The following is a 13,269-nucleotide window of genomic DNA, read 5'->3' on the forward strand; positions in this document are numbered from 1 at the left end:
ACGCCTCCGGAGGTGTTCGGCCGGCGCTACATATAGGGGAGAGCCAGACAGAACCGGCACATCGGACCTATTCGGACGGAAATAGTGGCCTGACGTAAAGACACGCCATACTGCGGCCGACGCGGATGGTTGTACGTTCGTCCAATTCCTACGGCATGGTGGGCCTTTAGGTACCCTCCCCCGCTCGAGACGAGCGCTCGCGCTCGAGTCGGCCGAATTCCGGAAGGGGGGGGGCGAACGGTCTCACGCTCGTCCGATCTGCGCCTCACCCGGCGAGGACGAGCGTCTCGACGATCACTGCGAGCAGGATCGCGCCGAGGTAGTAGTTCGAGACGAAAAACGACCGGAGCGCCGCCGCTTCGGTGGGGGTGTGATACTGGCGGACGACCGACCGCAGGAAGACCGCCCCGAGGGCGACCGAGGTGAGCGCGTAGAGCCAGCCGAGACCGGCCAGCCAGCCGAGTACGCTCGCCGCGAGCAGCGTCGCCCCGAGGTAGAGCGCGATGTGTCGCCGGGCGAGGAGGTCTCCCTCGACGACCGGGAGCATTGGGAAGCCACCGCGCGCGTAGTCGTCCTTGTAGGTGATGGCGAAACTGTAGAAGTGGGCGGGCGTCCAGAGGAAGATGACGGCGGCGAGAGCCACCGCCGGCGGGCCGATCGAGCCGGTGACCGCCGCCCAGCCGATGAGCGCCGGAATCGCCCCCGCGCCGCCGCCGAGCACCGTGTTCCAGACCGTATTCGGCTTCAACAGGATCGTGTAGAGGACGACGTAGTAGACGATGGCCGACACCGTCAGGACCGTCGCGAGCGCGTTCACCCACGTGTAGACGACCACGACGGAGGCGACGGTCAGCACGACACCGAAGGCCACCGCGTTCCGTACCGGCACCTGGTCGTGGACCATCGGCCGGTCGGCCGTCCGCGCCATCTTCCGGTCCCGGTCGCGCTCGTAGACGTGGTTGAACGTCCCGCTCGCACCGATGGCGAGCACGCCGCCGACGAGCGTCGCGAGCGCCGTCGTCACCTCGAGTCGCTCCCCGGTGAGCGTCGCCAGCCCCATCCCGGCGAGCGCGACCAGACACAGCAGCCACATCAGTTTCGGCTTCGTGAGCGTCAGGTACGCCCCGGCCGTCCGGCGTGCGCGCTCGAGGACGGAGGGATCTCGCTCGAGCGTGTGCGCGTTCGCGTCCACGGCCGCGGCCGCCGTCGGCGGCTCCGGCTCGTGCTCGGCCGTGGCCGTCGACGCGACCGGCGTCTCGTCGACGGCGTCCGTTCCGGCCGCGTCCTCGAGTGCGAGTACGAGCGCGACGAGGAGTCCGGCGAAGATCACCCCCGCGAGCGCCAGGTGGCCGACGCTCGCCAGCGGGACGTCGTAGACGGCGAGTGCGGCTCCGAGAGCGACCTGGATGGGGTAGAGCACGACGGCGACGCCGATGGCGAGTGCGAGGCGTCGGCCGACCGACTCGCGCCAGGCCAGCACGGCCGTCGCCGCGAGCAAGACGCCGGTTCCCAGCGCCACCGCGCGGTGGCCCCAGAAGAGGAGTCCGTCGGCGCTGACGGGTCCGACCGCCCAGTCGCTCGAGCAACTCGGCCAGGTGGTACAGCCCCCGGCGCTCCCCGTCGTCGAGACGGCGGTGCCGAGTGCGATGAGGACGTACGTCGCGAGCACCGTCGCGAAGAGTACGCCGAGCAATCGCCCGTGTGTGCGTGTGCGTGTATGCGTAGTCATTGTCGTGGCTGTGGGGTGGGGGAGTCTGCTCGTGAGCGACCTGGTCGTGGTCTCACCGCTCCTCGGCCGTCCGCGTCGGCTCTCGCCGCCAGATCACGGTCACGGTCTCGGTCTCGAGTTCGACCGTCTCGAAGGCGTAGCCCCGTGCCTCGAGTTTCGGGTAGAGAAAGCCCGGCTGGCGGTCGTTTCGCTGGACCAGGATCGTCTCGTCGGGCAGGTCCGCGAGGCGCTCGAGCGTCCGCACGAGCGGTTCGGGCGGGCCGAGCGTCCGCACGTCGAGCACGTCGACGGGCCGGTCTGGCGGTGCGTCGGTTCGCTCGAGCGCTACCCGCTGGTGTGTACTCGCCATAGCTGGCGGTTGGTACTCGTCGTGCCTCTAGTTCTTCACGAACCCGTTCGGTCGGTGGCGCTGGCGGGACTCGAGTCTGCGCAAAAAAGTGTCTGTTCCGGGGATCGGTTCGCTCAGTCGCCTCGTTTCGGGAACTCGGCGACGAATTTCTGCGTGTCGGCCTGTTCGACGGTGTAGCCGTCGGCGTCGAAGGCGTCGACTTCGGCCTGGAACTCGTAGAACAGCGGCTTCGGTTCGTGGTCGTTGACGATGGTGAGCGTCTCACCGGGGGCGAGTTCGTCGAAGGCGGCGTGAATCGTCGGGTGGCGCTCGACCGGCGGGATCGATCTGACGTCGAGTGTCGTCATGCGTTCGTCCGTCGGGGGCGAGTGGCTATCGTCGTTCGTCCGAACCGGTTCGCCCTCGCCTGCCGCGTCGTCGGTTTCCGCCTCGATCAGGACGTGCCACTCGACGTCGCTTCGCCGTTCGGTCTCGTAGCGAAAGCCTCGCTGGGTCAGCACCTCGTAGAGCGGCCGGGGTTCGAATCCGGCGACGAGGCGCAGCCGTTCGTCACTCCCCAGTGCGTCGAGGGCAGCCGTGATCTCTCCGAACGGCGGGCCGTCGATCTCGCGCACGTCCAGCCGTACGTCGGCGTCGTCTGGAGTCATCACCTCGACAGTCGGGCGTCACCGGGGTGACCGTTGTCGCGAACCCGTTCGCCAGTATCTGAACCTTTCGGTCATTCCCGCCCGAACGTATTCGTGTTCACGGTTAGTAAGACAGTGAACGAACCTGTTCGTATGGCACAGGCGACACTCGCGATCACGTTACCCGAACAGGTGTGGGTCCAGCAGGTCTCGACGGCACACCCCGAGGCGACCATCCAAGTCCTCGCAGCGGTGCCCGGCGCGAACTCCGGGTTCGCACTGGTCCGGATCACCGGCCCGGACGTCGAGTCCGTGCTGGCCGACATGGACGACCACCCACAGCTCACCGAACTGACTCTCGCACAGTGGAGCGAGAACGAGGCGACGGTCCACTTCGAGACCACCGCCCCGCTGCTCATGTTCTCCTCGCGCGACTCCGGGATGCCGATCGAACTCCCGGTCGAGATCCGCGACGGCGAGGCCATCATCGAGGTGACCGGCTCGAGAGACCGGCTCTCCGAGCTGACGACACAGCTCACCGGGTTCGGTCTCACCTACCGCGTCGAACACGTCCGCGAGCGGCTACACGACAGCCAGCTCCTCTCCGAACGCCAGCGCGAACTCGTCCTCGCGGCGGTCGAGCAGGGCTACTACGACACGCCGCGTCGGTGTTCGCTGACCGAACTCGCCGACCACCTCGAGATCGCGAAGTCGACGTGCAGCGAGACGCTCCACCGCGCGGAAGAAGCCATCGTCAAACAGTTCGTCGACGACCTGCCGACGGCCGACGACCCACGCCGCAGCGAACAGGTTCCGACACACTCCTGAACCGAACACGGCTGTCGGTCGATCGTCGCCCCGCACTGTTCCGTGGTACACCACTCCGACCCACGTGCCCCATTCTACACTATTCAGTACCACTCTACACTATGGTTTACCAGACAATGCTATGCGACATTACCTGCGGCCAATTTACACCATCTCACACCACGGTACACCATTAAGTACCAACCATGCCGGCCCATACCGCTCTGCGTTGGGTCGTCGGTCGGCGACGACCACCCGGTCACGGGTGGCCGTCTCTCATTTCATCTCATCTCGTCACTCCTCGGCATCCGCCCTCGGTGCGAGCACTAAGAGCGCGACGCTGTCCTCGAGCGCCGTCGGCGAGACGTACTGGTCGCCGTCGAAGCGGACGACCTCGCCAGCCTCGAGTTCGTGTTCGTTCTCCCCGAGCGTGACCGCGAGACTCCCCTCGAGGAGGTGGAGGACGATCTGTCTGTCCGGGTGCTGGTGGGGTGCGATGGAGTCGCCGGCCGCGAGCGTGAGCCGGATCGTCTGTGGTTCGCCCTCGAACACCCGCGCGTGGGGCGTGCCCTCGAGGTCGGTGAGCGTGACGCGTTCGGTCGAGTCGACGGCGTCGGTCTCCGCTGACTGTGTACTCGTCATCGGGTGGCTCTCGGTGACGACGCGAGAAGGGCCTTGAGCCGAACCTGTTCGCCACCGTTCCCGCCGGGTGAAAATCGCCGCACGAGTACAATTCCAGGGGACGCCGATGGACGAACGAGGTTCACAACGATGACCGACCAACACACCACTCGCCGTACGTTCCTGAAAGCATCCACTGGGACCGCCGCACTCGTGCTCGTCGCCGGGTGTGCCGGGGGCGGCGACGACGAACCGAGCGCACCGTCGGACGACGACACCGGTGGCAACGGTGGCGGAAACGACGAGTACGACTTCGGCGACTGGTTCGACGACGTGGACAACTACGACGGCGTCGAAGATTACACCGGCGAGAGCGAGGTGACCGTCATGAACGGTGCCGGTGGCAACAACATGCGCTACGACCCACCCGCCATCGTCGTCGACGAGGGGACGACCGTCGTCTGGGAGTGGACCGGCGACGGCGGCGGCCACGACGTCACCCACGAAGACGGCGAATTCGAGAGTGACATGCTGACGAACGCGGGGGACACCTTCGAGCACACGTTCGACGAAGCAGGCACCTACCGCTACTACTGCTCACCGCACGTGACTCTCGGACAGAAAGGCGTCGTCGTCGTCGAATGAGCACCACACAGCGACGCGTCGGGCGGGGGCACCCACGTTCGGTTCGAGGCGAACGGTCTCGTGAGTGGCACCGCCGGCAGGCGCAGACGGACACCGAGGTGATCGAATGATCGACGACGACAACGAACCGAGCATCGAAGAGCGCGTCTCGGCGTTCCGCGGCGACGACTGGGAAGACGAGATGCGCGCCGTCCTCGACGAGGGCGAGTACGACACCGAACTCGGCATTCAGATGGCGAGAGACGCCCGTCGACTCGTCGCTGGCGAACTCGAGGAAGCCGACTTCCACGAACGCTACCACGACGCCGTCGTCGAGGAGTTCGGCGTCGACGACCGTCCGCTCGAGACGAGTGACGAGTCAGCGGCGAGCGGACACCTCCCCGTCGCGGCCGAGACGGACGAGGAGGAACTCGAGCGCCGCGAAGTGTTACAGAAAATGGGCGCTGCCGGCGCGTTCGTCGGACTCGGCGCGTGGGCGACCGCGGAGAACCGTGACGAGTCGGCGAGCGCGGAGGCGGCCGCGAGCGACGAGGACGACCCGAACAGACAGTGGGGGATGGTCATCGACCTGGACAAGTGTGACGGCTGTCTCTCCTGTGTGATCGCCTGCAGCCAGGAGAACCAGACCTCCGCGGGGTCGAACTGGATGTACGTCTTCACCTACGAGGACGACGACCAGGACGGCGAGAACTTCCTCGTCCGGACCTGTCAGATGTGTACGAACGCTCCCTGTGAGAAGGTCTGTCCGACGACAGCCCGCCACACACGCACCGAAGATGGTCTCGTCCTCACCGACTACGACGTCTGTATCGGCTGTCGCTACTGTCAGGTCGCCTGCCCCTACGGCGTCAACTACTTCCAGTGGGGCGAGCCAGACGTTCCCGGCAGCGAAATCGACCCCCACCACGCCTACGACGACCGCGGGCGCTGGGTCGACAGCCGACCACCGAAAGGCGTCATGGGCAAGTGTACCATGTGTCCGACGCGCCAGGACGACCCCGACCGCCGCGGAACGACCGGGTGTGAGGACGCCTGTTCGATGGACGCCATCTACTTCGGCGACATGAACGACCCCGAGAGCGATCCGAACCAGTACCTCGAGACAGTCCGCGAGGAGAACCCGACCGACCGGGAGACGTTCGCCAACCGGCCGTCTGACCGCGTCTCGACCTTCCGCCTGCTCGAGGAACTGGGGACGGAGCCGAACGTCGTCTTCGTCGGCAACGAACCCGGGCCGAACGCGAAACAGGTCGAGGGACCGGTCAGCTACGAAGAGATGGGACAGGTCGACCGCCGGAAGGACGTCCTCGACGAGGAGACGTTCGCCGGAGGTGTCTTCTCGTGAGCACGCACACGCCCACCGAGGCCGACGTCCTCCGACCGATGCGCTCCACCTCGAGACGCTACCACCTCGTCCTCGCCTGCGTGCTGGTCGCCATCGGTCTCTTCCTCGCAGGCTGGGCCTACCAGCTGCAACACGGGCTGATCGTCACCGGTCTCGCCGACTGGGGCTCGAGCGGCGGCGTCACCTGGGGGCTGTACATCGGCGCGTTCATCTGGTGGGTCGGCATCGCCCACGGCGGGATCATCCTCTCGGCGGCGGTGCGCCTCCTGGGGATGGACCGCTACATGCCGGTCGCCCGCCTCGCCGAGTTACTGACGCTGGCGGGCCTCTCGGTCGCCGGACTCTACATCATCATCCACATGGGGCGGCCCGACCGCATGGTGACGAGCATCCTGGGGAACTACCACGTGACGGTCCACAACTCGCCGCTCGTCTGGGACGTGACCGTCATCACCCTCTACTTCGTGATGACCGCGACCTACCTCGCGCTCACGCTCCGCTACGACCTCGTGCGCCTCCGTGACTCGCTTCCCGACCGGTTCGAGCCGCTCTACCGGCTGCTGACGGCCGGCTACACAGAGCGCGAGGACCCGGTCGTCGAGCGCATGGTCTGGTGGCTCGCGCTCGCGATCATCATCCTCGCGCCGCTGTTGCTCCACGGCGGCGTCATCCCGTGGCTGTTCGCACTCATCCCGACGATGCCAGGCTGGTTCGGCTCGATCCAGGGCCCGCAGTTCCTGACCATCGCGCTGACCTCCGCGATCAGCGGCGTCATCATCCTCTCGTTCGCCTTCCGGGCGGCCTACGGCTGGGACCACATCATCTCAGACGACGTCTTCCGGGGGCTGACGCTCTGGCTCGGCTTCTTCGCCCTGCTGTTCCTCTGGCTCCAGTTACAGCAGATCGTGGGCGGCTCGTTCGCCGCCCCGCTCGACCAGAGCGCCGCGACGTCGGCGAAGCTCTCCCACCCTGTCTACCTGATCGCCATCGGCATGGTCGGCGTGTCCCTCGCCTACATCTTCGCGCAAGCGATCCGTCCGTCGCTGTTCAGCAAGCCCCGGGCGGTCCTCGCGAGCGTCACCGTCCTCACGGCGACGCTGCTCGAGAAGGTGTTCTTCGTCGTCGAGGGCCTCATGTACCCGACGTTCAGCCTCTACGAGGCCACGCCCGGTTCGTACGTCCCGAGTCTCATCGAGATGGGTTCGGTGGTCGGCACGGTCGCCATCGTCGTCCTGTTCTTCATGGTCGTCTCGAAGGTCATCCCGGTCGTCGAACTCCACGCGATCGAACACCTCCAGGAGCGAGAGACCGCCGAGGACGAACTCGAGCCACCGGCTGACGCAGCCGAGATGGAGGTGGGGACGTGACCACCGGCTTCCCTGGTCCCGGCACCTACCTGATCTTCGGGGTCATCCTCGTCCCGGTCTACGTCATGCTGGCGGCGTGGTTCCTCGGCGAGCCCCGCGACAGACGCGTGGCACTCTTAGGCGTCGGCTACCTCGTCGGCCTGACCACGCTCCTCTGGGGCGGCATGTACCTCAAGACGGTGGTGATCGACCTCTTATTCTTCTAATTTCCGCCCCCTCTCGTACCGTCTCCGAACATCCACACACCCACTTCCAATGAACCAGCTCGAACGCGATCTCACAGACCGACTGACCGCCGTAACTGACCCCCTGAACGACGAGGACATCGTCTCCCTCGGACTCGTCAACGACGTCCGAATCGACGACGAGGCGGGTACCGCCCGCATCTCGCTGGCGTTCAACACCCCACACGCACCCGCCGAGATGACCATCGGCGAGCGCATCCGCGAGGTGGTCACCGACGCCGGCTACGAACCCGACCTCCGCGCACACGCCGGTGCCGAACACGGCTTCGACGAGACCGTCCTGCCCCGCGTCCGCAACATCATCGCCGTCTCGAGCGGCAAAGGCGGCGTCGGGAAGACGACCGTCGCGGCCAACCTCGCGGCCGGACTCGAGCGCATGGGCGCGATGGTCGGCATCCTCGACTCGGACATCCACGGCCCGAACGTCCCCCGCATCCTCCCCATCGAGGGCGAACCGGGCGTGACGCCGAACGACGAACTCGTCCCGCCGCGCTCGGACGGCGTCCGCGTCATGAGCATGGGCTTCCTGACGAAGAACGCCGACGACCCCGCCATCCTCCGGGGACCGATGGTCAACAACATCATGACCCAGTTTCTCACCGACGTCGAGTGGGGCGTCCTCGACTACCTGATCGTCGACCTCCCGCCGGGGACCGGCGACGCGACGCTCAACCTCTTACAGACGATGCCCGTCACCGGCGCGGTGATCGTCACCACCCCCCAGCAGATGGCCGTCGACGACACCCGGAAGGGCCTGCGGATGTTCCAGGAACACGAGACACCCATCCTCGGCGTCGTCGAGAACATGTCGACGTTTCACTGTCCCGGCTGTGAGGACGAACACCACCTCTTCGGGCGCGACGGCGCGGACGACATAAGCGCCGACTACGACGTCCCGCTGCTCGGCCACCTCCCGATTCACCCCGACGTCGGCGCGACCGACCGCGACGGTCCCGTCATCAAAGCCGACGAGAGCCCCGTCCAGCCGTCGATGCAAGCCGTCGTCGACCGCATCGCCGACCGCATCGGCGCGGTCAACCGCCAGACCGTCGCTGAGACACGGGCCGCCTCGAGCGACGCCCCTGCCTCGAGCGCGTAGTGAACCCGCCTCGAGCGCGTCGTAAGCCTGCCTCGAGCGCCACTACGGTGTTGCACCCTCGGCGGCCGCCGACCTCCGCCTTCGAACCGCCCGGCCGCCGCTCAGCGCTCGGCGGTCTCTGGCGGCGTCCAGGCGAGCGCTCGAGCCTCCGTCTACGTCAACGAACGAATTACGGCGTCTAGACGCTCGAAACAACCGCATTCGTCGATACTGAGACCAAGCCGTGCTCGGCGTTCACTCTACGGCTGAGAGCCGTCACGACACGCAGATCGGCTGGCAACTAACCCGCCCCACCGCGGACGACCTGCACAGCCTACTCGCAGACAAGGGTCGTGAACTCCGCTGCATCGATCACGCAGAACGCAATCGCCAGCACAACGGTTCACTCATACTCTCCTGTTCGACAAACTGGGTTACTAAGTACTGATGAAGAAGTACAATATACCAGATGGGCCACGTCTACTACCACCATCCCGGTGACAAGCAATTCTCTCTCGACTTCGTCCATCCGGACCCTGTCGAAATTGTCTCGCAGATCGTTGATTACGATGACGACGTTGCAGTGAAGGTCCAAGCATACGATATCGACGAAGAATTCTACGTCATCTACACGTCCCGCGTCGGCGGTGGGCCTGTTCGTGGGATCGATTTCAACCTGAATGCGTCACTCGCGAAGATGAGCGAGGACAACAGCACCATCGTCGTTCGACTGCTCGAGATCTACCGCGCCCTCATCGCTCAAAACGAGGAGGAAGAAGGTGTTCCTGTCGAGGCATATAAGAAGATCGACGTCGACGCGCTGCCGGGCGTGCTCGATCGGACGTCGTGGGAGGGCTCAGCAACAGCCGTTGCAGGTCGACTCGCCTCGAACCTGATTCTGAAACACGCACTTCCGAACGCCAACCACCGGACGGCTGTCGCACTGATCCAGTTCTACCTCCGGCGTCTGAATCCGGACTTCTCGATGCCGGAAACGTCCGTCGAAGTCGATCCAGAGACGTACGACTGGCGGGAGTGGGTTAATGAGTACATCAACGAATCGAAGCGGCTGTTGACCGTTCGACGGAAGAACGTTCTCTTCAAGCACCTGTATCGCTTCGGCGCGAGAACACTCGAGCGGAAACACGCGGTCGAAATCGATTTGACTGTATACGAACTGGATATGTACCCGAGTGAGGCGAAGGTCGTCTACGCAGAGAAGCACGAAGAACTCTGGATCGAGTTCGTCGAAGAAGCCGTCGAACGAGCAGGGTATCCAGAGCTGAAGGAAACCCCAAGGCTATCGAAAACAGCATTCGCGGAAGAGATTCGGAACCTCGACTGAGGTGCCGTTAGTCCTGGAGTGTGGCGACTGTTCGGCCCGTTTCTTCGGCCTCTTGGCTGCGCGACATATTGTACGTCGCGAGCGCTTCGTCAACCGCCTCATCGAGACTCATTGGTCAATCTACTCTTGACTCTGTTACAGTATAAACGCTTGCATGGCTCGTCTGGTGTACGTGCCGCTCGAGGGGCGACATCGCTGCGTCGCACTCTCGGCGGCCGTCGACCCTCGTCTTCGAATCGCCCGGCCGCCGCTCAGCGCTCGGCCGGTTCCGGCGGCGTCCACGCGAGCGCTCGCGCCTCCGCCTGCGTCAGATAACAGCCACACGAGGCCTGGATGGTACACGGCCCCGTCGCCGTCGTCCCGACGACGACGCTCTCACAGTGGGGACAGCGCGGCGGGTGCCACCCCTCGAGCGTCCAGCTCTCGTCGGCGTTCTCGTCTGCGACCTCGTCTCCGTCCGTCATCGCACGCCTCCAGCGAGCGCGCACTCGAGCGGGCGGGTTCGGAGACGGCTGGCGAACTCGAGTCGGTAGGAGTCGCTGGTGTCGGGGTGGCGACAGCCGCTGGTGTGGCATCGGTTGGTGTCGGTAGCGTGGCGTCGCCGTCGCTCGAGTGGGGAGTGGGGCTGGCTCGAGTCGACAACGTCGTCACTCAGAAAACCGCAGTTTCGCGGGCTGTACAGCGTGTTTGCGAGTGTTTTAAGTTCGCGGAGTTGGTACTGAGTCATGGCTCTTGATCCCGTAGTGGGATGGAAGCCACGCCGCGGGTGGTATGCACACCCGGGGCACTTCGTATCCGTGCCCAACCTGCGTGGGGCGCAACTTCCGTCTGGTTGTTTCACGGAGAGTTACATATAATTTCTGGAAATGGCTGGTGGTTGCAGTCTCTGGGGAGTGGAGTGACCTCCCGGTACGGGGTGATCTCTGAGCGGTGGACCGGTCTCTTCGGTGTGAGACCGTTCGAACTGGTTCTGCCGTTTCGTAGTGATTCGAGGCCGTCTGCTCTCTACTCCCGACCCAGGTACTGCGAGTGATCCCGCAAGCGATGGAACCGGAACTTCGGAGTGATTCGTTGGAATCGAAACGTGTATTCTGACCCCTGAAATACGATTGACCAATGTCGATCGATGCCGAGAGGCAGCGTGATATTCTGCTGATGCTCGTCGCCGTACAGTTTACCTTGCTGATTCTATTCGTTCCGTGGCTCTGGCCACTTCTGCTCTTTCCGGTACTTCTCACGCTACACATCCTGAAATCTGAGTATCGCCGTCGGTTGAACGACAAGCACCTCCGCTAAATCCTCCGCCTGTATTGACCGAGAGATTCTGCTTGTCGGTTGGCAACGGACAGCGGTGAGTAACGCTACTGACCGCAACTCACTCGCCATACACTACTTCCGAAGATGGAGAGATGATGGAAACGTCTGCATCTCGAGTCAGTGCAGGAGGGTCTGGGTGGTCTGCTCCGAGGACGTATATTAGAGCGGCCCTATGCAATCGGAGGTCGTCTCGGTCGTCGACATACACCTCGACCTCGTAACCCATACCGAGGATGATGTCCGCCCGGTCTCCGAAGACGTACTCGAATCCATCGGGAAAGACGAGCACTGAGCCGTTCATCCAGAGGCGGTCGTCCGTCACCGACCGGAGGTGAACGTGTTGGTCCTTGTCCTCCTCTGCCGGGATGACATCCACCTCGAGATCGCCCGGCTCGGGATGTCGGCCCTCTTTTGGGGTCCCGGTATCCCGACCGATGATGCCTCCGAACCGATCCCCGCCTCCAAGGCAGCCCGAGACGGCCATCAGTGCCACTGTGGACAACGTATTCCGGAGTACCGATCGCCTACCGACGGGTGCATCCATACGAGAACGATGTGGTCTCTCGGACATAGTTCTTGTTCAATTTACAACTAGTATCTGTACCCGCCCTGCGTGGGGGCGTCACTTCCGGCTGGTTATTTCACGGAGAGTTACATATGATTTCTGGAAATGGGTGATGGTGAGCGGATATTCAAGCAATCTGGTGAAACGTGAATACGCCCGGGAAGACACTTGAAGGATCGAATGTCAGTTCGAAATTAACAAAATTATTAGTGAACTACATCACACCGAGGTCATTCAAACGCTAATAAGAAATACCCGCAGTTTGTACTCCCATCTATTCGAATGGGTACGGACCGAGATGAATTTTCTGATGAGGATTCTGACGATAGCTCGAGTGTTGAACGAATCTCATTGAATGGATATGTAAGTGACAATTCGAGCCTATTTTTAGTCATGGGTGTTTTTGCGGCACTTTCTGTATATATTTCAAGCGTTCCTACTGAGGAGGTTGATGATCAACTTGTCCAACTTGGCGTTGTCACATCGTTACTAATCTCTGGTCTGTTAGCAGTAGTTATCTTATTATCACTCTCGGATCAAGTATCTGGTGATTCTGATGTAATATCATCTATTTTCCACGCCAAGAATATCGACACCATCATATTCTTAACATTATTTGCTACCCTCTTCTATTCAATCCTTCAAATAGTAACTCAAGAAGCCGAAATATTGGCGGTGGTCTTTGTTGTCATCCTATTTGTTGGATTCTTTGCTTTCATTTTGACTATCGGAACATACAGCTCATCAAAATTGGAGCCATATATAAGAAACTCTAGAATGCGTACTAGTGTAACAGTAGCCCTCGTGTTTGCGATTTCCCACCAAATAATGCTCCAAGTGAATGGATACTTGTATGAGGAATATCACCTCTACCAATTCAGATTTGATAGTGACGTGACCATCACCGAGTCTCTTCCCATTGTGTTTCATTCGACATTTTTGATACTGTCAGAAATATCTTTAGTTATCGCGCTTACGTTGGGTTCGGTATCCATTATATATATAATGTCTTTGGCTGGTCACAAGTATGAGCGCATGAAAGATCTGCTCTTTGACCACTGACTGTCTCTAATAACAGGGGTTATACGGGGGACGTCCTTTTTCGCCTCCGCCGAAGGTTGTCTGGCCTGATCACCGGACTGTCAAACCAGACCGACGGAGTGAGCGCCCTCGCGTGTGAGCCATCTCCAGTGTGTACTGGTCGGGTGCAGAACCACTGGACTGACGCAC

General features: G+C 62.6%; 15 protein-coding genes and 2 pseudogenes. 9 read left to right on the forward strand and 8 right to left on the reverse strand.

Annotated features, from left to right (window positions below):
* Positions 1–265 precede the first annotated feature (265 nt).
* The 4 genes and pseudogenes from cyoE to N0B15_RS07990 all read right to left on the reverse strand — a co-directional run.
* Complete coding sequence (cyoE, locus tag N0B15_RS07975) at positions 266–1,729, reverse strand: heme o synthase (protein ID WP_263019157.1); 1,464 nt, start codon at positions 1,727–1,729, stop codon at positions 266–268.
* 52 nt (positions 1,730–1,781) lie between these two features.
* A complete protein-coding gene (locus N0B15_RS07980) occupies positions 1,782–2,078 on the reverse strand; it encodes a DUF2249 domain-containing protein (RefSeq protein WP_263019158.1) in 297 nt (98 codons plus the stop codon).
* Positions 2,079–2,191: 113 nt separating this feature from the next.
* Positions 2,192–2,425: a DUF2249 domain-containing protein gene (locus N0B15_RS07985; protein WP_263019219.1), complete on the reverse strand. Its 234-nt coding sequence runs from the start codon at positions 2,423–2,425 to the stop codon at positions 2,192–2,194.
* A 93-nt stretch (positions 2,426–2,518) separates the two neighbouring features.
* A pseudogene (locus tag N0B15_RS07990) lies at positions 2,519–2,725 on the reverse strand (DUF2249 domain-containing protein); the annotation flags it as partial.
* 132 nt (positions 2,726–2,857) lie between these two features.
* Between N0B15_RS07990 and N0B15_RS07995 the strand changes: the two are divergent.
* Entirely contained in the window at positions 2,858–3,532 is a 675-nt protein-coding gene (locus tag N0B15_RS07995; RefSeq protein WP_263019159.1) for a helix-turn-helix domain-containing protein, read from the forward strand.
* Between the two features lie 273 nt (positions 3,533–3,805).
* Here N0B15_RS07995 and N0B15_RS08000 read toward each other — a convergent pair whose 3' ends face one another.
* Positions 3,806–4,153: a cupin domain-containing protein gene (locus N0B15_RS08000; RefSeq protein ID WP_263019160.1), complete on the reverse strand. Its 348-nt coding sequence runs from the start codon at positions 4,151–4,153 to the stop codon at positions 3,806–3,808.
* A 129-nt stretch (positions 4,154–4,282) separates the two neighbouring features.
* On the opposite strand from N0B15_RS08000, the gene N0B15_RS08005 reads away from it, so the two are divergent.
* From N0B15_RS08005 to N0B15_RS08035, 7 genes and pseudogenes are all read left to right on the forward strand, one after another.
* Positions 4,283–4,777: a halocyanin domain-containing protein gene (locus tag N0B15_RS08005; protein WP_263019161.1), complete on the forward strand. Its 495-nt coding sequence runs from the start codon at positions 4,283–4,285 to the stop codon at positions 4,775–4,777.
* A gap of 106 nt (positions 4,778–4,883) precedes the next feature.
* Positions 4,884–6,122: a 4Fe-4S ferredoxin N-terminal domain-containing protein gene (locus N0B15_RS08010; protein ID WP_263019162.1), complete on the forward strand. Its 1,239-nt coding sequence runs from the start codon at positions 4,884–4,886 to the stop codon at positions 6,120–6,122.
* On the forward strand, positions 6,119–7,489 hold the full coding sequence (gene nrfD, locus N0B15_RS08015) for an NrfD/PsrC family molybdoenzyme membrane anchor subunit (RefSeq protein WP_263019163.1): 1,371 nt from the start codon (positions 6,119–6,121) through the stop codon (positions 7,487–7,489). The genes N0B15_RS08010 and nrfD overlap by 4 nt, the downstream gene beginning before the upstream one ends.
* Complete coding sequence (locus N0B15_RS08020; protein WP_263019164.1) at positions 7,486–7,695, forward strand: hypothetical protein; 210 nt, start codon at positions 7,486–7,488, stop codon at positions 7,693–7,695. The genes nrfD and N0B15_RS08020 overlap by 4 nt, the downstream gene beginning before the upstream one ends.
* 49 nt (positions 7,696–7,744) lie before the next feature.
* On the forward strand, positions 7,745–8,833 hold the full coding sequence (locus tag N0B15_RS08025) for an Mrp/NBP35 family ATP-binding protein (RefSeq protein WP_263019165.1): 1,089 nt from the start codon (positions 7,745–7,747) through the stop codon (positions 8,831–8,833).
* A gap of 158 nt (positions 8,834–8,991) precedes the next feature.
* A pseudogene (locus N0B15_RS08030) lies at positions 8,992–9,164 on the forward strand (IS5/IS1182 family transposase); the annotation flags it as partial.
* A 117-nt stretch (positions 9,165–9,281) separates the two neighbouring features.
* Positions 9,282–10,157, forward strand: coding sequence for a DUF8172 family protein (locus N0B15_RS08035; protein WP_263019166.1), 876 nt, complete (start codon positions 9,282–9,284; stop codon positions 10,155–10,157).
* A 251-nt stretch (positions 10,158–10,408) separates the two neighbouring features.
* Here the strand turns inward: N0B15_RS08035 and N0B15_RS08040 are convergent, their stop codons facing one another.
* From N0B15_RS08040 to N0B15_RS08050, 3 genes are all read right to left on the reverse strand, one after another.
* Positions 10,409–10,621: a hypothetical protein gene (locus tag N0B15_RS08040; RefSeq protein ID WP_263019167.1), complete on the reverse strand. Its 213-nt coding sequence runs from the start codon at positions 10,619–10,621 to the stop codon at positions 10,409–10,411.
* Positions 10,618–10,884, reverse strand: a complete 267-nt coding sequence (locus tag N0B15_RS08045; protein ID WP_263019168.1) for a hypothetical protein — start codon at positions 10,882–10,884, stop codon at positions 10,618–10,620. The genes N0B15_RS08040 and N0B15_RS08045 overlap by 4 nt, the downstream gene beginning before the upstream one ends.
* Positions 10,885–11,532: 648 nt before the next feature.
* Positions 11,533–12,018: a hypothetical protein gene (locus N0B15_RS08050; RefSeq protein ID WP_263019169.1), complete on the reverse strand. Its 486-nt coding sequence runs from the start codon at positions 12,016–12,018 to the stop codon at positions 11,533–11,535.
* A 303-nt stretch (positions 12,019–12,321) separates the two neighbouring features.
* Between N0B15_RS08050 and N0B15_RS08055 the strand changes: the two genes are divergently transcribed.
* Complete coding sequence (locus N0B15_RS08055) at positions 12,322–13,101, forward strand: hypothetical protein (protein ID WP_263019170.1); 780 nt, start codon at positions 12,322–12,324, stop codon at positions 13,099–13,101.
* Positions 13,102–13,269 lie beyond the last annotated feature (168 nt).

The sequence above is a fragment of the Natronobiforma cellulositropha genome (assembly GCF_025629245.1).
GTDB classification, from domain to species: Archaea; Halobacteriota; Halobacteria; order Halobacteriales; family Natrialbaceae; genus Natronobiforma; species Natronobiforma cellulositropha.

Excerpts from the sequence above, each read along its gene's own strand:
- cyoE (WP_263019157.1), bottom strand. The coding sequence starts at position 1,729 with ATGACTACGCATACACGCACACGCACACACGGGCGATTGCTCGGCGTA.
- N0B15_RS07980 (WP_263019158.1), bottom strand. The coding sequence starts at position 2,078 with ATGGCGAGTACACACCAGCGGGTAGCGCTCGAGCGAACCGACGCACCG.
- N0B15_RS07985 (WP_263019219.1), bottom strand. The coding sequence starts at position 2,425 with ATGACGACACTCGACGTCAGATCGATCCCGCCGGTCGAGCGCCACCCG.
- N0B15_RS07995 (WP_263019159.1), top strand. The coding sequence starts at position 2,858 with ATGGCACAGGCGACACTCGCGATCACGTTACCCGAACAGGTGTGGGTC.
- N0B15_RS08000 (WP_263019160.1), bottom strand. The coding sequence starts at position 4,153 with ATGACGAGTACACAGTCAGCGGAGACCGACGCCGTCGACTCGACCGAA.
- N0B15_RS08005 (WP_263019161.1), top strand. The coding sequence starts at position 4,283 with ATGACCGACCAACACACCACTCGCCGTACGTTCCTGAAAGCATCCACT.
- N0B15_RS08010 (WP_263019162.1), top strand. The coding sequence starts at position 4,884 with ATGATCGACGACGACAACGAACCGAGCATCGAAGAGCGCGTCTCGGCG.
- N0B15_RS08025 (WP_263019165.1), top strand. The coding sequence starts at position 7,745 with ATGAACCAGCTCGAACGCGATCTCACAGACCGACTGACCGCCGTAACT.
- N0B15_RS08035 (WP_263019166.1), top strand. The coding sequence starts at position 9,282 with ATGGGCCACGTCTACTACCACCATCCCGGTGACAAGCAATTCTCTCTC.
- N0B15_RS08040 (WP_263019167.1), bottom strand. The coding sequence starts at position 10,621 with ATGACGGACGGAGACGAGGTCGCAGACGAGAACGCCGACGAGAGCTGG.
- N0B15_RS08045 (WP_263019168.1), bottom strand. The coding sequence starts at position 10,884 with ATGACTCAGTACCAACTCCGCGAACTTAAAACACTCGCAAACACGCTG.
- N0B15_RS08050 (WP_263019169.1), bottom strand. The coding sequence starts at position 12,018 with ATGGATGCACCCGTCGGTAGGCGATCGGTACTCCGGAATACGTTGTCC.
- N0B15_RS08055 (WP_263019170.1), top strand. The coding sequence starts at position 12,322 with ATGGGTACGGACCGAGATGAATTTTCTGATGAGGATTCTGACGATAGC.